General features: G+C 65.9%; 23 protein-coding genes and 1 pseudogene. 14 read left to right on the top strand and 10 right to left on the bottom strand.

All coding sequences use genetic code 11. From position 1 onward, the window contains the following. Nucleotides 1-23: 23 nt before the first annotated feature. From AB4099_RS29265 to AB4099_RS29245, 5 genes are all read right to left on the bottom strand, one after another. Entirely contained in the window at nucleotides 24-923 is a 900-nt protein-coding gene (locus tag AB4099_RS29265) for a glycine betaine ABC transporter substrate-binding protein (RefSeq protein WP_441480683.1), read from the bottom strand. 130 nt (nucleotides 924-1,053) lie between these two features. Continuing rightward, on the bottom strand, nucleotides 1,054-1,737 hold the full coding sequence (locus AB4099_RS29260; RefSeq protein ID WP_441480682.1) for a DUF1684 domain-containing protein: 684 nt from the start codon (nucleotides 1,735-1,737) through the stop codon (nucleotides 1,054-1,056). Nucleotides 1,738-1,988: 251 nt separating this feature from the next. Beyond that, complete coding sequence (hutX, locus tag AB4099_RS29255; RefSeq protein ID WP_441480681.1) at nucleotides 1,989-2,531, bottom strand: heme utilization cystosolic carrier protein HutX; 543 nt, start codon at nucleotides 2,529-2,531, stop codon at nucleotides 1,989-1,991. Nucleotides 2,532-2,542: 11 nt separating this feature from the next. Next, the gene (locus AB4099_RS29250; RefSeq protein ID WP_441480680.1) at nucleotides 2,543-2,890 is read right to left on the bottom strand and encodes an antibiotic biosynthesis monooxygenase family protein; all 348 of its coding nucleotides are present in this window, start codon (nucleotides 2,888-2,890) and stop codon (nucleotides 2,543-2,545) included. 79 nt (nucleotides 2,891-2,969) lie between these two features. Beyond that, nucleotides 2,970-5,042 (bottom strand): TonB-dependent hemoglobin/transferrin/lactoferrin family receptor, encoded by a 2,073-nt coding sequence (locus AB4099_RS29245; protein WP_441480679.1) that lies wholly within the window; start codon nucleotides 5,040-5,042, stop codon nucleotides 2,970-2,972. Between the two features lie 300 nt (nucleotides 5,043-5,342). Between AB4099_RS29245 and AB4099_RS29240 the strand changes: the two genes are divergently transcribed. The 6 genes from AB4099_RS29240 (at nucleotide 5,343) to AB4099_RS29215 (ending at nucleotide 11,197) form a co-directional block, all read left to right on the top strand. Beyond that, nucleotides 5,343-6,299 (top strand): heme/hemin ABC transporter substrate-binding protein, encoded by a 957-nt coding sequence (locus tag AB4099_RS29240; protein WP_441480678.1) that lies wholly within the window; start codon nucleotides 5,343-5,345, stop codon nucleotides 6,297-6,299. Then, nucleotides 6,296-7,399 (top strand): FecCD family ABC transporter permease, encoded by a 1,104-nt coding sequence (locus AB4099_RS29235; RefSeq protein WP_441480677.1) that lies wholly within the window; start codon nucleotides 6,296-6,298, stop codon nucleotides 7,397-7,399. The genes AB4099_RS29240 and AB4099_RS29235 overlap by 4 nt, the downstream gene beginning before the upstream one ends. Then, nucleotides 7,392-8,225: a heme ABC transporter ATP-binding protein gene (locus AB4099_RS29230; protein ID WP_441480676.1), complete on the top strand. Its 834-nt coding sequence runs from the start codon at nucleotides 7,392-7,394 to the stop codon at nucleotides 8,223-8,225. Before AB4099_RS29235 ends, AB4099_RS29230 begins: the two co-directional genes overlap by 8 nt. 58 nt (nucleotides 8,226-8,283) lie before the next feature. Beyond that, nucleotides 8,284-9,360 (top strand): tryptophan 2,3-dioxygenase family protein, encoded by a 1,077-nt coding sequence (locus tag AB4099_RS29225; protein WP_441480675.1) that lies wholly within the window; start codon nucleotides 8,284-8,286, stop codon nucleotides 9,358-9,360. Then, nucleotides 9,360-10,538: an aminotransferase class V-fold PLP-dependent enzyme gene (locus AB4099_RS29220; RefSeq protein ID WP_441480674.1), complete on the top strand. Its 1,179-nt coding sequence runs from the start codon at nucleotides 9,360-9,362 to the stop codon at nucleotides 10,536-10,538. The genes AB4099_RS29225 and AB4099_RS29220 overlap by 1 nt, the downstream gene beginning before the upstream one ends. 173 nt (nucleotides 10,539-10,711) lie before the next feature. Then, on the top strand, nucleotides 10,712-11,197 hold the full coding sequence (locus tag AB4099_RS29215; protein WP_113517728.1) for a L,D-transpeptidase: 486 nt from the start codon (nucleotides 10,712-10,714) through the stop codon (nucleotides 11,195-11,197). Between the two features lie 62 nt (nucleotides 11,198-11,259). Here the strand turns inward: AB4099_RS29215 and AB4099_RS29210 are convergent, their stop codons facing one another. Then, nucleotides 11,260-12,207, bottom strand: a complete 948-nt coding sequence (locus AB4099_RS29210; RefSeq protein WP_441480673.1) for a 2-hydroxyacid dehydrogenase — start codon at nucleotides 12,205-12,207, stop codon at nucleotides 11,260-11,262. Nucleotides 12,208-12,446: 239 nt separating this feature from the next. On the opposite strand from AB4099_RS29210, the gene AB4099_RS29205 reads away from it, so the two are divergent. Continuing rightward, nucleotides 12,447-12,764: a DUF2853 family protein gene (locus AB4099_RS29205; RefSeq protein WP_069878671.1), complete on the top strand. Its 318-nt coding sequence runs from the start codon at nucleotides 12,447-12,449 to the stop codon at nucleotides 12,762-12,764. A 116-nt stretch (nucleotides 12,765-12,880) separates the two neighbouring features. Here the strand turns inward: AB4099_RS29205 and AB4099_RS29200 are convergent, their stop codons facing one another. After that, on the bottom strand, nucleotides 12,881-14,182 hold the full coding sequence (locus AB4099_RS29200) for a class I SAM-dependent methyltransferase (protein WP_441480672.1): 1,302 nt from the start codon (nucleotides 14,180-14,182) through the stop codon (nucleotides 12,881-12,883). A 64-nt stretch (nucleotides 14,183-14,246) separates the two neighbouring features. Continuing rightward, complete coding sequence (locus AB4099_RS29195) at nucleotides 14,247-14,480, bottom strand: DUF1674 domain-containing protein (RefSeq protein WP_113517729.1); 234 nt, start codon at nucleotides 14,478-14,480, stop codon at nucleotides 14,247-14,249. Nucleotides 14,481-14,593: 113 nt separating this feature from the next. Between AB4099_RS29195 and htpX the strand changes: the two genes are divergently transcribed. The 7 genes from htpX (at nucleotide 14,594) to AB4099_RS29160 (ending at nucleotide 22,384) form a co-directional block, all read left to right on the top strand. Further along, the gene (htpX, locus tag AB4099_RS29190) at nucleotides 14,594-15,520 is read left to right on the top strand and encodes a zinc metalloprotease HtpX (protein ID WP_441480671.1); all 927 of its coding nucleotides are present in this window, start codon (nucleotides 14,594-14,596) and stop codon (nucleotides 15,518-15,520) included. Nucleotide 15,521: 1 nt separating this feature from the next. Next, a complete protein-coding gene (locus AB4099_RS29185; protein WP_441480670.1) occupies nucleotides 15,522-16,883 on the top strand; it encodes an RsmB/NOP family class I SAM-dependent RNA methyltransferase in 1,362 nt (453 codons plus the stop codon). A gap of 72 nt (nucleotides 16,884-16,955) precedes the next feature. Beyond that, nucleotides 16,956-18,683 (top strand): heparinase II/III family protein, encoded by a 1,728-nt coding sequence (locus tag AB4099_RS29180; RefSeq protein WP_441480669.1) that lies wholly within the window; start codon nucleotides 16,956-16,958, stop codon nucleotides 18,681-18,683. Nucleotides 18,684-18,783: 100 nt separating this feature from the next. After that, the gene (gene purH / locus AB4099_RS29175) at nucleotides 18,784-20,376 is read left to right on the top strand and encodes a bifunctional phosphoribosylaminoimidazolecarboxamide formyltransferase/IMP cyclohydrolase (protein ID WP_441480668.1); all 1,593 of its coding nucleotides are present in this window, start codon (nucleotides 18,784-18,786) and stop codon (nucleotides 20,374-20,376) included. A gap of 80 nt (nucleotides 20,377-20,456) precedes the next feature. Beyond that, a complete protein-coding gene (locus AB4099_RS29170; protein ID WP_441480667.1) occupies nucleotides 20,457-21,638 on the top strand; it encodes a low temperature requirement protein A in 1,182 nt (393 codons plus the stop codon). Between the two features lie 3 nt (nucleotides 21,639-21,641). After that, nucleotides 21,642-21,920 carry a hypothetical protein gene (locus tag AB4099_RS29165; RefSeq protein ID WP_113517701.1) on the top strand — a complete coding sequence of 93 codons (279 nt, stop codon included), beginning with the start codon at nucleotides 21,642-21,644 and terminating at the stop codon, nucleotides 21,918-21,920. Next, nucleotides 21,917-22,384, top strand: coding sequence for a YbaK/EbsC family protein (locus AB4099_RS29160; protein WP_113517702.1), 468 nt, complete (start codon nucleotides 21,917-21,919; stop codon nucleotides 22,382-22,384). Before AB4099_RS29165 ends, AB4099_RS29160 begins: the two co-directional genes overlap by 4 nt. A 6-nt stretch (nucleotides 22,385-22,390) precedes the next feature. Here the strand turns inward: AB4099_RS29160 and AB4099_RS29155 are convergent, their stop codons facing one another. Both AB4099_RS29155 and AB4099_RS29150 read right to left on the bottom strand, forming a co-directional pair. Next, the gene (locus AB4099_RS29155) at nucleotides 22,391-23,206 is read right to left on the bottom strand and encodes a DUF72 domain-containing protein (RefSeq protein WP_441480666.1); all 816 of its coding nucleotides are present in this window, start codon (nucleotides 23,204-23,206) and stop codon (nucleotides 22,391-22,393) included. Between the two features lie 147 nt (nucleotides 23,207-23,353). Next, nucleotides 23,354-23,710: pseudogene (locus AB4099_RS29150) on the bottom strand (NAD/NADP octopine/nopaline dehydrogenase family protein); the annotation flags it as partial. Nucleotides 23,711-23,738 lie beyond the last annotated feature (28 nt).

The following is a 23,738-nucleotide window of genomic DNA, read 5'->3' as shown; positions in this document are numbered from 1 at the left end:
GCTCCATCCGCAGACCGCCCGCCTTAGCGAACAAGACCCTTGGCTTTCAGGAAGGCGGCGGCGACAACACGCGGCTCCTTCTTGTCGACTTCGACCTGTCGGTTCAGCTCCTGCATCGTCGCATTGTCGAGCGCCGCCCCGACCTTCTCGAGGATTTCGACGACCTTGGCGTTGCCGGCAATCTCCTGACGCACGACCGGGGCGAGGAAATAGGGCGGGAACAACGACTTGTCGTCGTCCAGTGCCACGAATTTCTCTGCCGCGATCTGCCAGTCGGTGGAGAAGCCGTTGGCGATGTCGACCTGCTTCTGGTTCAGCGCCTCGTAGCGCAGCCTGAGCGCAGCGAACTGCTTGAACTCGGCAAACTCGGCGCCATAGACCTCCTTGAGGCCCGCGATACCATCCCGACGGTCGACGAATTCGGTGCCGGCCCCGAGCCGGAGCTTGGACGAGACCTTGCCGAGATCGGTCAGGGTCTTGAGGTTGTATTCCTTCGCCGTCTCAGGGCGCACCACGATCGCATAGCCGTTATTGATACCGGAGGGCTTCAGCCAGGTCAGGTTGAATTCCTTCTCGTAGAAGGCCTTGACCATGCCGCGCACCTTCTCCGGGTCGGTCTCGGTCACGCCCTGCGCCTTCATCACGGCGTTGAGGCCAGTCCCGGTATATTCCGGATAGAGGTCGATCGCGCCGCTCTTCAGGGCCTCATGCGCCACCAGCGTGCCGCCGAGATTGATCTTGCGCTCGACCTTGAAGCCAGCCCCCTCCAGGGCCGCGGCATAGAGCTCGGCAACGATGAACTGCTCCGTGAAATTCTTGGAACCGATCTTGATCGTCTGGGCCGCTGCTGCCGACAGCCCGACCACGATCATGGCGGCAACAGTACAGACCGTCTTCGCGAAGCGCATGCTGACAAGTTTCATGGCTGCCTCCTGGGATGGCTCAAGGGGTTAGCTAACGAGGGATCGAACAGCGATGCAAGTTTCGGGCTCGCGAAGGAGAAAAGCGCCTTCGCGTTTCCGGTCCCGGAGAACGAACGCCCCGGGCAAGCGCTCAACTGAGGGGATTTCGTTCGCCCGCGCGGATGGCGGCGGGCAGGCGATTCTCGATGGGCGACAAAGGGCACACCCAGGCCTCGGAATAGGCGCAGGACGGGTAATAGGCGAAATTGAAGTCGAGGATCGTCCGCCCGTCCGATGTCGCGCCGAGATCGGCGCTCTTGATCGTATCGAGCAGGTAGCGGCCGCCGGCAAAGGTCTCCTCGCCATTGCTCGCATCGCCAAAGGGCAGGAAGGTCCCGCCGCCATAGCCCTCGATCCAGTAGAGCGTCAGCTCCCGACCGAGCGCGCCCTCCAGCCCATCGGTCAGCGCGTAGGGCCTGAGCACCATGGCGCCGTCCTTTCCGGCTTCGACCCGGATGGTTTCGCGCCCGATTGCGGGCCGCGAGCCGACCTCGAAGCGCAGCGCCGGATCGTAGGGGAAATAGCGGATGCCCCTGAAGCGTTGCCGCCGGGCGGCCGCAAGCGGCGACTGCCGATGCTCGCGAAACAGCCCGTCGCGCACAGTGCGCCACTGCGCCCAGCCCGCTTCCGCCGGCATCGCCCGCACCGCCGCGTAGAGATCAGCCACCTGCCGACGCCAATCCTGGAGCGAGGTTGTGTTCTCGAGTACCGCGCTCGCAGACGGGTGCGCGCCTGTTCTGGTGGATGCGGCTCCGGCAATGATCTGGTTTTTCATGGAGTGCAGCCTTCGGTTCGACTGAACGGGATCGCCTCGGCACGGGAACCGCCGCGACCGGTCAACGCGTCGGCGACGCAGGCGTTCCCACATCGCCCATTGTGCCGACCATCCTGTCAGGCCGTGTCAGCGTTCCCATCGGTGCCGGCAAAAATCGTCGCATCGAGGCACAAAGCCAAGGCCAATGAAGAACGCCGCCGTCACGAGATCGCGACGACGGCGTTGAGCTGGCGGATCGTAGACCCGAGCTGTCAGGAAAATTGCGTCTTCAGGCCTTCGAAGAGCGCAACCTGCTCGGCAATCAGCGCGCGCTTCTCGTCGCGCCGCACGAAGACCTTGAACATCGCTTCCCCGGCAGCATTGAAGAACTGGACCGAACAGGAGCGGCGGCCATGGAACTGCCGATCGACCAGGTAGATCGCCGTGCAGTTGCCAGCCTTGATATGTCCGCCGATCGGGCTGTCGCCATGGATGTTGTAGTAGCCATGGCCGAAGGAGCCAACGGGAAGCGACCCTTCACATTCCAGCACGATATCGGCGGTGTGGACGATGAAGAGCACATCGCCCCAGGTCGAGAGCGCCTGCCACAGCGCCTCGAAGCGCTCGGCAGCGATGAAATGGCGCTGGTCGGCCGGCGCTGCCTCGAGCACCGCGAGCGTCGGCACGCCGACCTCGCGGGCGATGGCCTCGATCACGCCATCCGGCTTGGCTGCCAGCGCCTGCCTGACGCGCTCCATCGGGTCTGCCTGTGACGGGTCCTGGACCGCCGCGGCACTCGCCTGCGAGATCGACATGCCGTCCTCCCTCACTCTGCCGCCTGGCGGGGCAAATGCGGATTGGCTTCGCTGAGCACCGTCTCGAAACCTTCGAATTCGGGATGCCCGAGATACATCGGCGTAGCCCGGGGCTGGCCGGCATTGCGGTGCGATTCGCGGAACTGGTCGGACTTCGTCCAGGCCGTGAAATCCTCCTTCGAGGCCCAGGTCGTGTGCGAGGAATAGAGGGTATGGTCCTCCTTCTCCGGCCCCTTGAGCAGATGGAAGGCGATGAAGCCCTTCATCTCGTCGAGACGGGTCTTGCGCGAGGACCAGACCGTCTCAAAGGCGGCCTCCTCTCCCTTGACGACCTTGAAGCGATTCATGGCGATGAACATGGTCATTATCCTCAGTTGGCTGGCTGTTGGCTGGCTTGGTTGAACGGGAAGCGGGCAATGTCGCGCGGCATTGCAGTCCTCATGTGCCGAAGCGCGTGGAGAAGCCGATCTTGCCGACGAAGCCCGGGCTGTTGTCACCGTCGCGGTAGCGGCGATAGCGAACGTCGCCGACATTCTCGAGCGAGAGATAGGCGCGTGCATCCGGCGTGATCTTGTAGTCGGCGTAGAGATCGACCAGCGCATAGGCCTTGCTCGCGAGCACCTGCGATCCAGGCGGCAGGCGCTTCTGATCGTCGACCAGCGTCAGCCGGGCGCCCACCGTCAGCTTTTCCTCGAAGAAGCGCAAACCGCCGTTGAGGACCAGCTTGTCGGGATAGATCGACTCCAGAGGCTGGTTCAGCGTCCTGTTGTCGCCGCGGATGGTCGAGCCGGCAAGGGTCATGAACCAGCGCTTCGCGTCGTAGCCGAGTTCGGCCTCGAAGCCGGTGATGCGCGCCTTGGCAACGTTCTGGTACGAGAAGAAGGCGTCGTTGCAGGCGCCCGGAATGGGCGCGCCGCAGGGAGCACCGGGATCGACGAAGATACCGTCGATATAGTTCTTCACGTCGTTCCTGTAGACGGCGAGCTTGCCGCGGAAGCGGTCGCCCTCGCTCAGGATGTCGTCATATTTCAGATTGACGCCGGCCTCGAGCGTCTTGCCCACTTCCGGCTTCAGGTTCGGGTTCGGCCGGAAGATGAAGCTGGCCGGAGCGGGATGGGGCCCATCGACCAGCGTCTCGGTCACCGACGGCGCCCGATAGCCCTCGGCATAGGTGCCATAGACCTGCAGGCCCTGCAGCGGCGTGACGCCGAGCGTCAGCTTGGGCGAGATGCGGTTGCCATCCGAAGAGGTGCGACCGCCGCTGAGCTCATAGGCGTCGTAGCGCAGCGCGCCGATCAGGTCGAAGATCGAATACTTGACGTGGCTCTGCACGAAGCCGCCATAGACGCTGCGCTTGCCGGACGGCGTCGTCTCGTCGCCATTGCCGACCGGATCGCTGGTCCTGACGCGATCCTCGAACCAGTCCGCGCCGTAAGTCAGATTCAGCGCTGCCGCGCCGAGATCGAATTTCGAGGTGTTGTAGATGTCGAACCCCGTGGTCTGGACCTTGAAATAGCGCTTCGCGCCCAGGGCCGCGCCCGTACCCGAGATCTGGGTCTGGTCTGTGTCCGTCGAGGTCGAATACGCACCGATGTTCAGGTTCAGCCACGGGATATCGGGCCGCGAGAAACTGTAGCGCGCCGTGTAGTTCTGCGTCGTGACCTCGTTGTCGCGACGCGGGGCCGTGGGGGTGCCGACACCGTTGGAGAAATCGTAACGCTGGTACTGGCCGCCGAGCTTGAGCTCCTGGCCTTCGCCGGGCGTGATCACGATCTTGCCGAGACCTGAAACCAGGTCCTGCCCGCTATCGGCGATCTTCGTGCCGTTGCCGTCGCGATAGGGATTGAGCGAGCGGAAGGAAAGCCCGACCAGGCCTTCGACGACATCATTCGCGCGGAAGGCGCCGATGGCATTGCCGAAGACGCCGGACTGGCGGGCGAACACGCCCGTCCCGCCGATCTCGAGCGCAGCGCGCTCGCCCGGCCTGAGGACATCCTTGGGATCGACCGTCTCGAAGGACACGACGCCACCGATCGCGCCTGAACCGTAGATGTTGGCAACCGGGCCGCGCGTCACGTCGATGACGCGCACGAAGGCGGGATCGAGGAAGAAGGCGCCATTGGCATTATGGCCGGAACGCTGGAAATTCTGGCGCGCGCCGTCGATCGTCACCGCGACGCGGCCGAAATCCTGCAGACCACGAACATTGATCGCGGTTGCCGGATCATTCGGGTTTTCCTGCGTCGACACGCTGGGCATCTGGTTCAGGAGAGTGCCGAGCCTCTGCGGCTGCTGCGAGCGGATCTCGTTGCGCGTCATCACCGAGACCGAGGCGAGAGCATCGATCGCGCGCTCTTCCTGCTTGCTCGCCGTTACGGTGATCTCGTCCAGCGCAATCGGCGCAGCGGGGGCGGTCGGCGCCGGCTGGGATTGAGCCTGAGCGCCAAGCGACCACAGCGCGATCGCCGCCACGGAAACGGAAGCGCGCAACAGCGCGGCGTGAGAATTCATGCGTCCAGCCCCGAACCTGACCTGAAGATCTTGCAGCGACTGGCTGGCTGGACGCGGGCTGCGTGTGGCTGGCTGGCGCGGGCGGTCGCACCGTCCCGGCGCGCCGCTCTTGACCCTTTGTAGTAAAGCTGAATATCACCGTCAACAACGCTTAAGCATTATTGTTTCTTAGAATAATTAAAAACTGATAACTGCTTTAGATCACCTTCAGATGACGAGATGTCGCGCACTCTTAGGTAGACGAGATCGATTTCGATCCCGTCTTCCATTGAGGCGAAACCCGGAAGCGGAGAGACCATCATGCCAAGCCCCCTGGCGCCTGCGAGGCCGCTCGGCGCACGGCCCCATCGACGCGAGCTGAGCGCCGCGATCGGATTGACCCTTTTGGCCGCCGCCGGCCTCCTTGCCCCATCCATGCTCCCCAGCCCGGCCCAGGCACAAACTCCGGATCGCATCGTTGCTGTCGGCGGCGTGATCACCGAGGTGCTCTATGCTCTGGGCCTGCAGGACCGGATCGTCGGTGTCGACACCACCAGCCAGTTCCCGCCCGAGGCCCTGCGCGACAAGGCGAGCGTCGGCTATGTCCGTGCGCTTTCGGCCGAAGGCGTGCTCTCCCTCAAGCCCTCGCTGGTCATTGCCCTCGAAGGCGCCGGGCCGCCCGGGGCGGTCTCTCTGCTCAACGAAGCCGGGTTGCGCCTCGCCAGCATCCCGGAAGACAACTCGCCTGATGGTGTCGTCACCAAGATCCAGGCGATTGGCGCGGTGGCTGGTGCAGCCGAACCCGCCGCTCGCCTCGCACAGCAGACGAAGCTGCGTTTCGATGAACTTCTGACGCTACGTTCCGGCCTGCCGGCCAAGAAGCGCGTGCTCTTCGTCCTGTCGCTCCAGAACGGCCGCGTGCTGGTCGGCGGCCGCAACAGCTCCGCCGATGCGATCATCCAGATGGCTGGCGGCGTCAATGCCGCGACTGCGGTCGAGGGCTTCAAGCCCCTGAACGAGGAGGCCATCATCGCCGCGGCGCCCGACGTGATCCTGATGATGCGCAACAGCAGCAGTCATAATGCATCGCCGGAAGAGGTGTTCGCCATGCCGACCTTCTCGCAGACCCCGGCCGCAGCGAAGATGGCGCTCGTCAGAATGGATGGCCTCTACCTGCTCGGCTTCGGGCCGCGCACACCGGCGGCAGCCCGCGACCTGATGGCGGCGCTCTATCCCGAGGCCGCGATCCCGCCGCTCAAGACCGCCGCCGCGCCATGACGCTCGCCGTCCGTCCGACCGGCGCGATGAGCGCGCTCGTCAGCTTCGCGGCCGGACAAAGGCGGCAGGCCGCTTTGGTCGTTGCCGGCCTTGTCCTGCTCTGCGGCCTGTTGATGATCGTGGCCGTCGGGCAAGGCGCGTTCTCGATTCCGCCTGGCCGGGTCGCCGAGATCCTCTGGGCCAGGCTGACAGGCGAGACCGCCCTGCTGGAAGGGCGCGACGCGCTCGTCGTGCTCAATATCCGCCTGCCGCGCGTGCTGCTCGGCGCCCTCGTTGGCGCCGCACTCGCGATTTCGGGAGCTCTGATGCAAGGGCTCTTCCGTAATCCGCTCGCGGATCCCGGGCTCGTCGGCGTCTCCGCCGGCTCCGGCCTGGCGGCGGCCGCGACGATCGTGCTCGGTGACCGGCTCCTCGCCGGTTTGACGATGAAGCTGCCCTTTGCAGCCCTCCCATTCGGCGCCTTCTGCGGCGGCCTGATCTCGACGCTGACCCTCTATCTGATTGCGACCCGCCAGGGTCGGACTTCGGTCGCAACCATGTTGCTCGCCGGGGTCGCGCTCGGCGCGTTGGCGGGCGCCCTCACCGGCGTCCTCGCCTTCATTTCCGACGACCGACAGCTGCGCGACCTGACCTTCTGGTCGCTCGGCAGCCTTGGCGGCGCGAGCTGGACAAAGCTCGTGGTCATCGCGCCCATCGTCTTGCCGCTGCTGCTGGCGGTGCCCCTGCTGGCCCGCGGGCTGAACGCCTTGATGCTTGGAGAGGCGGAAGCCTATCATCTCGGCATCCCGGTGCAGCGCATCAAGGCGTTGGCGATCGTGCTGGTGGCGCTGGCTGTTGGCGCCAGCGTCGCCTCGGCCGGCGTGATCGGCTTCGTCGGCATCGTCGTGCCGCATCTGATCCGCCTCGCCATCGGCCCCGATCACCGGCTGTTGCTCCCCCTCTCGGCGCTCGGCGGGGCAACGCTTCTCGTCGCCGCCGACATCGTCGCGCGCCTGATCGTCGCTCCGGCCGAATTGCCGATCGGCATCGTCACCGCGGCGCTCGGCGCGCCCTTCTTCCTGTGGCTCCTGCTGCGTCGCGCGGATGGTCTCGATGTCTGAGCCGATCAATGGCGAGCCGATCCTGTCGGGTCGGTCCCTGAGCTTCGTGGTCGGCGGGCGGGCGCTGGTCAGTGAGGCTTCGCTCGATCTCAAACCCGGCAAGACCACGATCCTGATCGGCCCCAACGGCGCCGGCAAATCGACCCTGCTCAAGCTGGTCACCGGCGAGCTGAAGCCTGCCAATGGTGAGGTCCTGCTCGACGGCGAGCGCCTCTCCGCGATCCCGTCCTGGCGCCTGGCCTGCCAGCGCGCCGTGATGGCGCAGCACACGCGGCTCGCCTTTCCCTTCAGCGTCTATGAGGTCGCGCGCCTCGGCGTGGACGGTGTCGGGCGCGCCTTGTCGCGTCAGCGCCGCGAAGCTCTCGTCGGCGAGTGCCTGGCCTCAGCCGGCGTCGCCGAACTCGCTGCACGGCGCTATCAGACCTTGTCAGGTGGCGAGCAGCAGCGCGTGCAGTTCGCCCGCGTGCTCTGCCAGCTCGAGGCCGGCCGCAGCGTCGCATCACGGCAGACACTCTTCCTCGACGAACCGATCGCGAGTCTCGATCTCTGCCATCAGCTCGCCCTGCTCGACATGGCACGTGCGATTGCGGCCCGCGGTGTGGCCGTTCTGATCGTGCTCCACGACATCAATCTCGCCGTGACCTATGCGGACCACCTCGTCGTGATGGACCGCGGTCGCATCGTCGCCCAGGGAGCCCCTGCAGCGACGCTGGACGACGCCTTGCTGCGCAATGTCTTCAAGGTCGACCTCAGCTTCAGCCGCGCGCCGGCCGCCGGCCTGCCCTTCCTCCTGCCCCAGCAGCATCGGCCCACCGCAGCCGCTTGATCCCCCGGACCAGTTATTTTAAGTTTGAAATAACTGCTCCGAACCGGGGTCCGCGATCATGGCCGCTTCACCGCGCAGATTGTCCTACGGAAGCTATCTGCAGGTCGATGATCTGCTGGCCTGCCAGACCCTGGAGAGCGCGAAGGTCGGCACTCCGGCGCATGACGAGATGCTCTTCATCATCGTCCATCAGGCCTATGAGCTCTGGTTCAAGCAGATCCTGCATGAGCTCGACCGCATCCAGCTCGATTTCTCGGCGAGCCCGGTCGCCGACGAGAATCTTGGCCGCATCGTTGCGGGCCTCGGCCGCATTCATGAGATCCTGAAGCTTCTGGTCGGCCAGCTCGACGTGCTGGAGACGATGACGCCCGCCGGCTTCCTGGAATTCCGCGACCTGCTGACCCCGGCCTCGGGCTTCCAGTCCGTGCAGTTCCGGCTGATCGAGAGCCGTCTCGGTCTTGCCGATACACTCCGTCTCCGGATCGACGATCAGAGCATGCGCGAACGCCTGGCGCCCGAGGATCGGGCCAGGCTCGACGCCGCGCATAAGCCGTCCCTGCTGTCCCAGCTTGACGCCTGGCTCGCGCGCACGCCCTTCGTCGCACTGGGCGACTACAGTTTCCGCGAAAGCTATCGTGCCGCCGTGACCGCGGCGCTGCAGCGCGATGCGCGCAGCGTCGGCACCGACCCGTCCTTGCCGGAAGCGCAGCGCCAGGCCGATGCCGCCGCGATCGAAACGGCGCTCGCCCGCTTCCAGGCCCTGTTCGAGCCGGACGCCGCCGGGACAACCTGGCACATGTCGGCGCGCGCGATCGAAGCGGCTCTGTTCATCGCGCTCTATCGCGACATGCCAGTGCTCCAGCAGCCCTTCCGGCTGCTGCAGAGCCTGATGGACATCGACGAAAGCCTGACGCTCTGGCGCCTGCGCCATGCGCTGATGGTCGAGCGCATGATCGGCGTCCGGCCCGGCACCGGCGGCTCCTCGGGCTCGGGCTATTTGCGTGCCACGGCCGAGAAGCACCGCATCTTCATCGACCTCTTCCATCTCTCCAGCTATCTGCTTGCCGCCCGGGACCTGCCGGCTTTGCCCGAGGGGGTACGCCGGCGCATGGGTTTCAGCTACGGAGCGGCCTGATGCGCGGCGACTGGACAGCTCATTTCAGCCGTTTTCGGAGCGCGGCGCCGGAGCGGATCAACCTCGCGGCCCATAGCCATCACGACTGGCCCGATGTCAGTTTCGCGGCACAGGAACAGGCTTGGACCGATGCCGCCCGCCTTGCGGGCCATAAATGGAGCCTCGTCTTCGGCGAGCTGATTCCGGCGGTTCAGGCCGGAATTGCCCGCGAACTGAGGCTTCCCGATCCGTCGAGCATCGCCTTCGCGCCGAACACCCACGAATTCCTGCGTCGCCTGCTCTCCTGCCTGCCAACCGACCGCCCCCCTCGCGTCCTGACAACGAACGCCGAATTCCACACGGCGCGGCGGCAGCTCGCGCGACTGGCCGAAGAGCGGCTGATCCAGCTCGACGAAATCAACGCCGAGCCCTTCGCCACATTTCACGAGCGCCTCCGGACGGCGATCATCGCCGGTGGGCACGACCTGATCTATGTCAGCCAGGTCCTGTTCAATTCAGGAGCGACCTCCGGCGATCTCGCAGCACTTGCCGGCGCAGTAGCGTCCGAGGAAACCCTGGTCGCGATCGACGGCTATCACGGCTACCTCGCCCTGCCGACCGACCTTTCGGCGATAGCGGACCGCGTCTTCTACATCGCCGGCGGCTATAAATACGCGATGGCCGGCGAGGGCTGCTGCTTCATGCACTGCCCGCCGGGTTATGGCCCGCGCCCGCGCGACACCGGATGGTTTGCAGCCTTTGGTGCGCTCGCGGCTCCGCCCGGCAGCAATGTCGGCTACTCCGCCGATGGCGGCCGCTTCCTCGGCGCCACCTTCGATCCCGGCGGGCTCTATCGCATGCGAGCCGTGCTGGCGTGGCTAGAGGCCAATGGCCTCGCTGCGCATCACGTCCACGCGCACGCCCTCTCCCTGATACGGCAATTCCTCTCCGGCCTCGATGCGCTGACGATTCCCTGGCTATCCCCGGCGCAGCTCATGACGCCCCTTGGCAATCCCTCGGCACATGGCAATTTCCTGGCCTTCCGCACGCCCGAAGCCGGCGCGCTGGAGGCGGCACTGGCGAAGCGCGGCATCGCCACGGATCATCGCGGCGACGTGCTGCGTTTCGGCTTTGGCCTGGCGCTGTCGGACGGAGATGTGACTGAGGCGCTCAATCGGATGAAGGTCCTGAACGCCTGACCGAAATCATCGGAATGATCGATTTTACGCCGGATTCATCGTGAATCCAGGCTTCACCATATCGCTCAACCGCCGGTTCACGGTCGCAGCGCCACATCTCCCGCAGAACCCGAAGCGGGAGATGAACCGTGACCAGACGCCTCGCCCCCATCGACCTGCTGCTTGCAGGCGCGATGTCCCTGCTGGCCCTTGCCTTCGCCGGCCGTCCCGCGCTCGCTCGCGAGCTCGTCCAGTTCCAGGACCAGCGCTACTATCCCGGCACGATCGTGATCCGTACAGGCCAGCGCAGCCTCTATTTTGTCACGGCGCCGGGTGAGGCGATCCGCTACCAGATCGCCGTCGGCAAGGCCGGCAAGCAATGGCGCGGCGTCAAATATGTCGAGGAACTCGCCGTCGAACCGGCCTGGAGCCCCCCGGCCGAGGTCAAGCGCGCCCAGCCGAACCTCCCCGACGTCATCGCCGGCGGCTCGCCGCGCAATCCGATGGGCGCCCGCGTCATCGGTCTCGGGCCGGGTGGTGAATACGCCATCCACGGCACCAACGCGCCGGGCACGATCGGAACCGCAGCCTCCTTTGGCTGCTTCCGGATGCACAACCCCGACGTGATCGACCTCTATGCCCGCGTCCGCATGGGCACGCCCGTGGTGGTCCTGCCTTAGATCATCTCTTGTGATTGCATCGGCCGTCCAGAGAACCGCAATCCACTTTTCGGGCCGATGCCTTAGAGGGCAACCGGGGACAATAATGGCTTTCCGGAGAAGAAGGCCGCGAGATTGCCGATGAGCAAATCCTGCTGGGCATGCTGCGCCGATTCCGCATTGGCGCCGATATGGGGCGTCAGCACCGCATTCTCGCAGGCCCGCAATCGCTCGGAGACGTGCGGCTCGTTCTCGTAGACATCGAGCGCCGCGCCCGCGATCACGCCCGTCTCGAGCGCGTCGCACAGCGCCGACTCATCCACGGCGATGCCGCGCGAGATATTGACGAGATGCCCTTGCGGGCCAAGCGCCTTCAGCACCTCCGCGTTGATCGCGTAGCGGTTTTCGGCACTGGCACGGACGGCAACGACCAGCAGGTCCGCCCAGTGAGCCAGCCCGAGCAGGCTGTCGTGATAGAGATAGGGCAGGTCCGCGCGCGGCGAACGATTATGGTAGCCGATCGTCATGTCGAAGGCCGCAGCGCGACTGGCGATGCGGGCACCGATGGCGCCAAGTCCGTAAATGCCCAGCTTGCGACCAGCCAGGCCAGGCACATGCGCCATCCGCGCGACCGCATTGCCTTGCCATCGTCCGGCGCGCAGGAACCGGTCTCCGCTATTGATCTGCCGCGCGCTGGCCAGCAGCAGACCCATGGCAAATTCCGCGACGCTTGTCGCATTGCTGTCGGCGGCATTGCTCAGCAGGATGCCGCGCTCCTTCGCGCGCAGCCTGTCGACCCCCTCGAAGCCCGTGCCGTAGCACGCGATCAGCCGCAGCTTCGGCAGGGCGTCGATCAACGCCGCATCCGTCTTGTGGCTGCCGATGGTCAGGAGGGCCTGAGCCTCCCCGGCCCCTTCTGGCAACGCGTCCGGAGCTGAGCGCGCCATCGGGCCAAGCAATGCGTAGCGTTCGTTCAGACGCGCGACGAGCCGATCAGGCAGACGCGGAACCATCAGAATGGTCGGCTTCATCTGGAATCGAGCTCCGTGGCGGTGTTGCATCGCAACATCGAAAGGCAGCTCGCTCAACCCATTTCGGAGCGGGGACCGCCATCTCGCCGACGCAATGCAAGCGCTCCCGGCAGCTCGCCGAAAAAGGGCACCCTCGCCTAGCGTAACCTCTCGCCTGCGACAAAGAAGCGCGTTAACGTTTGCCTGCACGACTTCAATCGCGCTCGGGCCTGAAGCACCGAGCCCAACAGGGGCTATCGATGGATCATCTCGCCGACGTCAAGAAATACGCCAGGAAGGCCGTCAACGAAGCTGCCTTTGCCGGTATGTCCAAATCCTACGCGCTCGTCATGGGCAAGCCCGACACCCGCTTCGTCGCCTGCACGGATCCGGCCGAACTGGAGCGTGTCCGCGAGAACTTCCTGAAGAAGAAACTCGGTCTCAAGAGCGCCGATCTCGACGCATCCATCAAGGCAACCTGCGAGCACATGAAGGACGACAAAACCAAGTCGCGCCTGACCTTCTATTACCTGCTCGCCGAGCACTACGGTAAGCTCGATCTCTTCGTGAAGAAGTAGACGCGCGCTGCGCGCATGCCCAGGCACGACCCGGGCATCCCTGGATCACATGTTCAGTCCGGGACGAGATGGTCGGCTCCAGGCCGGCCATATTGCCTATCCGCTTATCGCCACGCTCAGCGATAGAGGTCGGCGCGCGTCAGCGGCAGACCAGATGGTCCCTTGCGCCGCTTCGAGACCAGCGTCTGGTTGATCAGCGCGCCACCGCGCTCGAAGGCGAGCGAACAGCCAGCCAGATAGAGCAGCCACATCCGCGTCCGCTCGGGACCGATCTCCGCCTCGGCCTCGGCCTTGCGTGCATTCAGCCGCTCGAACCATAGCCGCGTCGTGCGCTGGTAATGCTCGCGCCAACCCTCGACATCATGCACCTCGAAGCCATGGCGCTCGAGATTGGCGATCGACATGCCGAGATGGTCGAGTTCACCGCCCGGAAAGATATAGCGCACCAGCGCCCGGTACTCGGCCGGCATCTTGTTGAAGGCGCGCTCGGTCTTCTTGGCTCGCCGCGAGATCGTATGGTGCAGGTAGAGACCGCGCGGCTTGAGCAGCCGGTTCACCGCCTGGAAATAGGCCGGGTGATTGCGGATGCCGACATGCTCGAACATGCCGATCGAGGAGATCTTGTCGAAGACCCCCTCCATCTCAGTGAAATCCTTGAGATGCAGCGTGACCTTGTCTTGAAGACCGAGTCGCTCGACCTTCTCGCGAGCCAGCGCGAGCTGCTCCTCGGCAAGCGTCACGCCATGCGCCTCGACGCCATAATGCTGCGCAGCGTGGCAGATCAGCGCGCCCCAGCCGCAACCGATATCGAGCAACTTCTCGCCGGGCTGCAGACGCAGCTTGCGGCAGATCATGTCGAGCTTGTCGCGCTGCGCCCGCTCGAGATCGGTATGATCCTCAGTGAAATAGGCACAGGTGTAGACCATCTCCTCATCGAGGAAGAGCCGGTAGAAAGCGTTCGAAACGTCGTAGTGATAAGCGATATTGGCCTTGTTGGTGGCGGGCGCGCCATCGCGGGCCGCCTTGTCGCCCTGCAGGTGCTCGACGGCCTGCGGCGCGGCGCCGGGCGCGAACGCGAAACGCCGCACGACATCGAACACCGCCGATTTCGGGATACCGCGCGCCAGCCGGCCGACCTTGCCTTCCGGCCGCGCCGCCGCGAGATCGAAGATCGTTCCGTTCACGATCGCGATCCGGTCGGTGACATGCAGATGCAGCAGCGTGTCGAGCCTTGGCTTGCGGAGCAGCGCCGCGACGGCGCCGGAATCTCGGATCGCGATCGCCAGGCCGTCCTGGGGCCACTCGGACGGGATGCGGCTCCCGTCCCATAATGCGAAGCCGAGCTTCAATCCGAGCTTCTGGTGCGCCTCGGTCAGAAGTCGCCGCAAGGCGGCGAGGCGTTTGGTGTCGCGATCCATGCGTGGCCGTTCCATCCCCGTCCCGCCCTGTTTGACGGCAGGTGCGGAGCTTGGCAACCACCCGTCAGAAATCGCTTGCGATTCCCTTCACTTCCCAGTCGTCGTAGCGCACCGGGTCGAGACCGCCACGACCGTTGAGCTCCTTGTCACGCTTTGCCGCCGCCGCCTTGGCGTCGATCTCGGCGCGCCGCTCCTGTGCTTCGGCCAGTGCGCGCTGCGCCGCCGGCGAAAGGCTCTTGGTCTGATCGGTCTCGCTCGTCGGGACCGCGGCTTGATCCTTGGCAAGGTCGTTTGGCATCGGCGCAGTGCTCTCTTGCGGGATCGGCATGGTCTTCACCACATAAGGCCGAAATCGGCATTCGGGGAGAGCCAATTCTCCATCCCGGCCTGCAACAGACAAAGGGAACCAAGATGAACTACGTCCGCACCGGCATCCTGATGGCCGGCCTAACCGCGCTCTTCGCCGTGGTCGGCTATCTGCTCGGCGGCGCGGGCGGCATGTTGATCGCGCTCGGCATCGCCGCCGCGACCAATCTCTACAGCTACTGGAATTCGGACCGGCTCGCGCTCGCCTCCCACAATGCCCATGAGGTCGACGAGCGCAGCGCGCCCGAGCTCTATGGCATGGTGCGCGACCTCGCCGCGCGCGCCAACATGCCGATGCCGAGGGTTTACCTGATCGACGAGGAGCAGCCCAACGCCTTCGCCACGGGGCGGAACCCGCAGAACGCAGCCGTCGCCGCGACCACCGGCATCCTGCGCACGCTGAGCTACGATGAGCTCGCCGGCGTGATGGCCCACGAGCTTGCCCACATCAAAAATCACGACACCCTGACGATGACCATCACCGCGACCATGGCCGGCGCGATCTCCTCGCTGACCACCTTCGGCATGTTCTTCGGTTCGCGTGAGAACCGGCCGGGGTTGTTGGTGCAGATCCTGATTTCGGTGCTCGCACCGATGGCCGCGATGGTGATCCAGATGGCGATCTCGCGGTCGCGCGAATACGAGGCGGACCGGCTCGGCGGCGAAATCTGCGGCAATCCGGTCGCGCTCGCCGACGCGCTTGCCAAGATCGCGGGGGGTGTCGCGCATATTCCGAACGAGACGGCGGAGGCCAAGCCTGCTACGGCCCACATGTTCATCATCAATCCCCTGTGCGGACGCGGCATGGATTCTCTGTTTTCGACCCACCCCGACACCGGCAATCGCATCGCCGCCCTGATGGAGCAGGCGCGCGCCATGGGTATCGGCCGAGGTCGCGATGCCGGCGGTTTCACCAGCCAGGCCGCACGGAGCCCGTGGAACGGCTCCCACAAGCCTGGCCCGTGGGGCTGAGATGACTGAACAGGACAATTCGCGCCGCAAACCGGCACCGGCTCCCGCCCGGCCGGCTGATGACGCACCGGGTCTGCCGGCGCGCCGCCTTGCGGCAAACCTGATCGACGAGGTGCTGCGGGCCGGCACCGCGCTCGACGAAACCTATGAGCGCATGAGCCCGACCTTCGGGCTCGATGCAGCCGATGCGGCATTGGCGCGCGCCATCGCCATCACCGCCTTCCGTCGGCTCGGCACGATCCAGCACGCCATCAATGCGCGGCTCGAACGCGGCAGCCCGAAGAATTCCGGCCCGTTCGAGCCAATCCTGGTCGCCGCCGCGGCCCAGATCCTGTTCCTCGACGTGCCCGATCACGCCGCTGTCGATCTCGCGATCCGCCATCTCCACGAGGATGCGCGCTCGGCCCGCTACGTCGCGCTGGGCAATGCGTTGCTGCGCCGGCTCGCCCGTGAGCGCGACGCCATCCTGAACGGAAGCTCCGCCCCCCTTGCCGATACCCCACCCTGGCTCGCCGAAAGCTGGCGCAACGCCTATGGCGATGAAACGGCCGCCGCGATCGCAGCAAGCCACGCCGACGAGCCACCGCTCGATCTGAGCGTAAAGGGTGACGCTGCAGGCTGGGCCGAGAAACTCGGCGGCATCGTGCTGCCGACCGGATCGGTACGTCTGCGCGAACGCTCGCCGGTGCCGAGCCTGCCCGGTTTTGCGGAAGGCGAATGGTGGGTGCAGGACGCCGCTGCGGCACTGCCGGCGCTGCTGCTGGCGGCCAAGCCGGGCGAACGCATCGCCGATCTTTGCGCCGCTCCGGGCGGCAAGACGGCACAGCTCGCGGCGGCCGGCGCCGCCGTGACCGCAGTCGATCGTTCGGCGCCGCGCTTGCGCCGCCTGCGCGCCAATCTGGAGCGGCTCGGGCTCACGGCCGAGATCCTGGCGACCGACGCTGCAAACTGGCAGACCGAGCCCTTCGACGCGGTATTGCTCGATGCTCCCTGCAGCGCCACGGGCACGATCCGCCGCCATCCCGATGTCGCTTGGACGAAGACGCCCGAGGATCGCGACAAGCTTGCCGCGCTCCAGGCCCGGCTCCTCGACGCGGCGGCGCGCCTGACGCGCCCCGGCGGCCGCCTGGTCTACTGCACCTGTTCGCTTGAACCGGAAGAGGGCGAACACCAGATCGACGCCTTCCTCGCCGCGAACCCGGACTTTACGCGCCTGCCGATCAAGCCCGAGGAAATCGGCGGTCTTCCTGAGGCGATCAACGCCGCCGGCGACCTTCGTACCCTGCCCCATCAGCTGCGCGGCGAAACTCCGCGGCTCTCCGGATGGACAGGATTTTACGCAAGCCGTCTGATCAGGCTATGACGAAGCCGGGATTCGCAGGGCGCGACCACGTCCTCCGGGACGATTCGCATCGGGACGGAGTGAGCGGGGGCATTGAACGGCTGGACTGAGCGTAGGGGGCTTGCCCAGGCGGCGATCGGTCGGGCTGCGCGGCGTACGCGTGGCCAGTTCGTCGGCGCCGCGCGCAGGCTCTGGCCTTTCGGCCATGTTCAGGCCACCCGTCTGCTCTTTGCTCCGCATGATTTGCGCACGGCCGATCCGACCACGGCCGGCGATATCTATTCCGGGTATTATGCCTTTGCCGGGCGCACGCTGAGAACCCATGGCGAATCGCCCTTCGACTGCCTGCCGCCGAGCGAGGGCTGGTCCGAGGCTCTGTACGGCTTCTCATGGCTTCGGCACATGCGCGCCGCCGATACCGCGATCGCCCGCGCCAATGCGCGCGCGCTGGTCGATGAGTTCATCGACAGGCGGCACGACCGCAGTGAGATCGCGAGGCTGCCGGCAGTCGCCGCGCGTCGACTGATCTCCTTCCTGTCGCATTCGCCGCTCCTGCTCGAGGGCGCAGATCACGCCTTCTACGAGCGCTTCATCCGCCATGTCGCGCGGCTGACGGAGCGGCTGACGCTGGCGCTGTCCGGCGCAGTCGATGGTGCAGCGCGGCTGCAATGCCTGATCGCGGTGACTTTCGCCGCGATCAGTCTCGACGGCCAGGAGCGCCGGCTGAGACGAGCCGAGGCCGCCCTGTCCGACGAGCTCGACGTCCAGATCCTGCCCGATGGCGGCCATCTCAGCCGTAATCCGCGGCTGATCATCGAGTTGCTGCTCGATCTCCTGCCCCTGCGCGAGACTTTTGTCGCGCGCGGGCTCGAGCCGCCGCGCAGCGTGCTCATGGCGATCGAGCGGATGATGCCGCATCTGCGGCTGTTCCGGCATGGCGATGGTTCGCTCGCCCTTTTCAACGGCATGGGCATTACCCCGCCTGATCTGATGGCGACGCTCGCGGCCTATGACGACGCGCGTGCCCGCCCCATCGAACATGCCGCCTATTCCGGCTATGACCGGCTCGGCGCTGGCCGCAGCACCGTGGTGGTCGATGCCGGTGCGGCGCCCCGTGGGGCCAACTCGGTCGAAGCCCATGCAGGCTGCCTGTCCTTCGAGTTCTCCAGCGGCAGCCAGCGCATCGTCGTCAATTGCGGTGCCAGCCGTTTCGGGCCTCCCGAGCTTCGGCTGGCCGCGCGCAGCACCGCAGCCCATTCCACGGTGATTCTGGCGGAGCGCTCCAGCGCCTCCTTCGGCCTCGTGCTCGGCGAGCACCGCATCACCGCCGGCCCCTCCGACGTGCGGGTCGCGCGGCAGGACAGCGAGGCTGGCCATGAATGGGTCGCGAGCCACGACGGCTATCGCCGCACTCTCGGCGCGCTGCACACCCGCCGGCTGCTGCTCAGCAATGACGGCACGACGCTGACCGGCGAAGACGAGATTGCCCTGCCCAAGGAAACGGAAGCGCTGCCGGCCGTGGCGCGCTTCCACTTGCACCCCGGCATTCGTGCGAGCCTGATCCGCGAGGGCGAAAGCGCCTTGCTCGCACTGCCCTCTGGCGAAGTCTGGGAGTTCGAGGCCTCCGGCCTCGTGGTCACGATCGAAGAAAGCATCTTTCTCGCCGCGGCCGACGGCAAGCGGCGAACCGAACAGCTGGCGATCCACTTCGATGCTGCCGTGACGCCGCAAGTCACCTGGCAACTGACCCGCGTCGGAACGGCACCCCGAGCCACGCGGCCGCATGAACGAGGCGGACCCGAGGCACAACTGCTGCTTTGACGGCGGACAGGGCTTCGGGCACCGCACTTTGCATCCGGGGCCCAGCATGATAGGGCCCCCGCCAAGCTGCCTTCATTGCACTGCACACCGGATTGTCCCGATGCCGACTGAGCTTCGCCGCGTCGAACGCGCCCTTCTTTCCGTCTCCGACAAGACAGGGCTGATTGAATTCGCGCGCGCCCTTCACCGTCTCGGCATCGCGCTGGTTTCGACCGGCGGCACTGCCAAGGCGATCGCCGGGGCCGGCCTGCCTGTCACCGACGTGTCCGATCTCACCGGTTTCCCGGAAATGATGGACGGTCGCGTCAAGACGCTGCACCCCAAGGTGCATGGCGGCCTTCTCGCCATCCGCTCGCATCCGGAGCATCAGGCCTCGATGCTCGGCCACGGTATCGCGCCGATCGACCTGCTCGTCGTCAATCTCTATCCGTTCGAGGCGACCGTCGCCGCCGGCCGTTCCTATGACGACTGCATCGAGAACATCGATATCGGCGGCCCGGCGATGATCCGTGCCGCCGCCAAGAACCACAACGACGTCGCCGTCGTGGTGGATGCTTCGGATTATGCCGCCGTGCTCGGGGAACTCGAGAGCCAGAAGGGTGCGACCACGCTGACGCTGCGCCGCAAGCTCGCCCAGAAGGCCTATGCCCGCACCGCCGCCTACGACGCGGCGATCTCGAACTGGTTCGCCAATGAGCTGGCCGAGACATCTCCGGCTTACCGCGCCCTCGGCGGCAGCCTCGCCGAGACGCTGCGCTACGGCGAGAACCCGCATCAATGGGCTGCGTTCTACCGGACTCCCGAGCAGCGTCCCGGCGTCGCCACCGCCCGCCAGGTCCAGGGCAAGCAGCTCTCCTACAACAACATCAACGACACGGACGCCGCCTTCGAATGCGTCGCCGAGTTCGACCCTGCAGTCTCGGCTGCCTGCGTCATCGTCAAGCACGCAAATCCCTGCGGCGTCGCCAGCGGCAGCTCGCTGCTCGAAGCCTATGAGAAGGCGCTGGCCTGCGACCCGGTCTCGGCCTTCGGCGGCATCGTCGCGCTCAACCGCAAGCTCGATGCTCAGGCCGCGAAGAAGATCGTCGAGGTCTTCACTGAAGTGATCATCGCGCCCGAAGCCGATGACGAGGCGATCGCGATGATTGCCGCCAAGAAGAACCTGCGGCTGCTGCTGACCGGCGGCCTGCCCGATCCGCGCGGCGGCGGGCTGGCGCTGCGCACAGTTTCCGGCGGATTCCTCGCGCAGGCCCGTGACAACGCCGTCGTCGACGACATGGAGCTCCGGGTCGTGACCAAGCGCGCGCCGAGCGAGGCCGAGCTTGCCGATCTTCGCTTCGCTTTCCGCGTTGCCAAGCACGTCAAGTCGAACGCCATCGTCTACGTGAAGGCGCAGGCGACCGTCGGCATCGGCGCGGGCCAGATGAGCCGCGTCGATTCCTCGCGCATCGCCGCCTGGAAGGCGAGCGAGGCCGCGAAGGCCGCGGGCGTTGCCGACAGCCTGGCCAAGGGCTCGGTCGTGGCCTCCGACGCCTTCTTCCCCTTCGCCGACGGCCTGCTTGCCGCGGCCGAGGCCGGCGCCACTGCGGTGATCCAGCCCGGCGGCTCGATGCGCGACGACGAGGTGATCAAGGCGGCCGACGAGGCCGGCCTCGCCATGGTCTTCACCGGCCATCGCCATTTCCGCCACTGAGGCGCGAACGGCCGCAAGGGCCGCTCTCGACCACGGGCGCGGCTTGGTCCTATTCTGCCGGCGTCGCGAGCGAGGCCGGCATGACGCAGACACATCAGCGGCGTACGCCCCTGCGGACGCGCGTCGCACACGAACACGCCAAGGTCAGCTTCGTCGAGCTGTTCTTCGACCTCGTCTTCGTCTTCGCGATCACGCAGATCTCGCACACATTGCTGGAGCATTTCTCGCTGCTCGGGCTCGCCCAGGCCGCCCTGCTGCTCGGCGCAGTCTGGTGGGCCTGGGTCTGCACGAGTTGGGTGACCAACTGGCTCGATCCCGACTCGACGTCGGTACGCCTGATGCTGTTCGTGCTGATGTTCATCGGCCTGGCGCTCACGACCTCGCTACCGGGCGCATTCGAGGATCGCGGCCTGGTCTTCGCCTGCGCCTATGTCGCGATGCAGCTCGGACGCAGCATCTTCACGCTGCTCAGCCTGAGGGGTCGCAGCCCGGCCAATTACCGGAACTTCCAACGGATCTGCCTCTGGTTCGCGCTGTCCGGCGTGTTCTGGATCAGCGGCGGACTGGCCGATGGCGGTCTTCGTTTCGGCTTTTGGGCGCTCGCGCTTGCGCTTGAATATGGCGCGCCCTGGATCGGCTTCAGGGTGCCGGGCCTCGGCCGCTCCAGCACCGCCGAATGGGATATCGAAGGCGCGCATCTCGCCGAACGATGTGCGCTCTTCATCATCATCATCGCGCTCGGCGAATCCGTGCTGGTGACGGGCGCCACCGCTTCGAAGCTGGCAGCGACGCTGCCCGACGCGCTCGCCTTCGGCAATGCCTTTCTCAGCTCCGTCGCGATGTGGTGGTTGTATTTTCATGTCGGCGCCGAGCGCGGCAGCCAGCGCATCTCCACGGCGGAAGATCCGGGCTCGCTGGCTCGCAGCGCCTATACCTTCATCCCGCTACCCCTCGTCGCCGGGATCATCCTGGTTGCCGTCGGCGACGAGTTCGTGCTGGCGCACCCGACCGGCCATACCGAGCTCAAGGTAGCGACCGCCGTCATCGCCGGGCCGATCTTCTACGTGATCGGAAATCTGCTCTTCAAGAAGGCCACCGCGGGATGGTATCCGCTGTCGCATCTCGTCGGGCTCGGGCTGCTTGCTCTCTGGGCTCCGACGGCCGCGGTCCTGCCGCAGCTCGCTCTGAGCTTCGGTGCGACGCTCATCCTCGTCCTGGTCGCGGCCTGGGAAACGCTCTCGCTCCGGCCGAAGGAGGCCTGACGCATGCATACGATGAAGATGCTCTCGGCCGGCTTTGCGCTGCTCGGCCTCCTGCTGTTCCTCGCGCCGCGGTTGAACCGCAGCGGCGCGCACCCGATCGCCTATGCGGTCAAACTGTTCATTCCACTCTGGCTCGCGGTCTCGCTGATCAATCTCGTCGTCGGCGTAACCCGCGCCGGCTACACGTTTATCGAGGAGGCTCCCATCCTGCTCATCGTCTTCGGCGTGCCGATGGCGATCGCGCTGCTGCTGCGCTGGTTTTTTGGAAAGGCCTCGGCATGAGTCTCGAATCGGTTCGCTCGTTCTTCGCGAAGCACGCGCCGGACATCGCCATCATCGAGACTGCGGAGAGCAGCGCGACGGTCCCTCTGGCCGCGGCGGCTCATGGCGTCGAACCCGCGCAGATCGCCAAGACGCTCTCGCTCCGGATCGGCGAGCGGGTCGTACTGGTCGTCGCGCGCGGTGACGCACGGCTGGACAACCGCAAGGCCAAGGCGGCCTTTGGCGGCAAGCCTCGCATGCTCGATGCCGGCGAAGTCAGCGAGATCACCGGCCATCCGGTCGGGGGCGTCTGCCCATTCGGGCTTGCCTCCCCGCTGCCGGTCTATTGCGACATCACATTGAAGGCCTTCGACGAGGTGGTGCCGGCTGCGGGATCCACGCAGAGCGCGCTCCGCATCAGCCCGCAACGGATGGTGGAGCTGACCAAGGCCGAATGGGTCGATGTTTGCCAGGAGCTGGCCTGACGGGCCTCAGCCTTTGCCGCCGACCCGCTCGATCAAGGCCATTGCGGCAGCCGGGTTGCGGATCTTGTCACCGCTGATGACATACAAAAAGACATCGCGACCGCCCTGCGCTCCCGCGGGCGTCGCGACAGTGTCGAGATCCTTCGGCACCTCACCTTCCGCCCAGCGACGGGCGCGCTCGGCCCAGGCGTCGAGGTCCCCGGCCGAATAGCCGTTTGGTTCGGCCTCCTGCGTGCCCATGATGCGGCTATAGACGAAAGGCGCCGTCGGATCGGCAATCTGCGTGTATTTGGAATCCGCTGCGGTGACGACCGCAACGCCGTATTCGCGCAGCAGCGCGACGAAGTCCGGGGAGCGAAAACTGTCATGGCGAACCTCGACGGCGTGGCGGAGCGCGCGGCCTTCGACGGATTTCGGCAGCAGCTTCAGGAAGGCCTCGAAATCCCCCGGGTCGAAGGCCTTGGTCGGCATGAACTGCCAGTTGATCGGGCCGAGCTTCTCCTTGAGCTCCAGCACGCCGCCCGTGATGAATTTCTCGATCGAGGGGCCAGCTTCCGCGAGCACCCGGCGGTTGGTGATGTAGCGTGACCCCTTCAACGAGAAGACGAAGCCATCTGGCGTCTCCTCGCGCCATTTGGCGAAGCTCTCGGGCTTCTGCGAACCGTAATAGGTGCCGTTGATCTCGATCGAACTCAGCTTGCTGCTGGCATATTCGAGCTCGCGCTTCTGCGAGAGACCGTCCGGGTAGAAGCTGCCGCGCCAAGGCTCGAAAACCCAGCCTCCGATGCCGATCCTGATGGCGCCCTTTGCTGCTGCGGACATGACGGTTCCTCGTTCAAGCTGGCTGGGGGCATTCTTGTCGCAAACGGGCATTCAGGCCACCCGTTTTCGGACAGTGTCGCGCCCCTGTATCGCAGTATCGTGGCCAAACGGCTTGTCAGCGCCTGTCAGCAGAGGTTCGGCCCGGCCTCAGCCGTCGCGTGACCGCCGATGCAGGCCGGCGGCGTCCAGGCTGCCCAGATTCAGTAGGGGCAGAAGATCGTTCTCCGCCCTGAAATCCCGCGCACAGACCGCATTGAACAACGCGATGCCGGCCTGATGCAACGGCACTGGCAGGCCCGGGACGGCGCCGAGCAGTTCGAGCGGAACGAGCCTGAAAGGCACGTCCTCTGTGATGAAGCGGGTATCGAGCGTCTTCGGCCCCATCAGCTCCGGGCGCATTGCGTAGACTGCGCCGGCCATCTCGCCGACAGGGCCGGGCACGACGCCGCAGGACAGGGCATAGTGATCGTGCACGCTGCGCACCGAGAGTCCGAAGGCAGCCGCAAGCGTGAGCCGCTTCTACCCCTGCTGC

Origin of the sequence: Allobosea sp. 2KB_26 (assembly GCF_052115715.1) — a bacterium.
Taxonomy (GTDB): Bacteria; Pseudomonadota; Alphaproteobacteria; order Rhizobiales; family Beijerinckiaceae; genus Allobosea.
The sequence above is the reverse complement of the archived record's forward strand: the minus strand, read 5'-3'. Positions and strand labels throughout refer to the sequence as shown.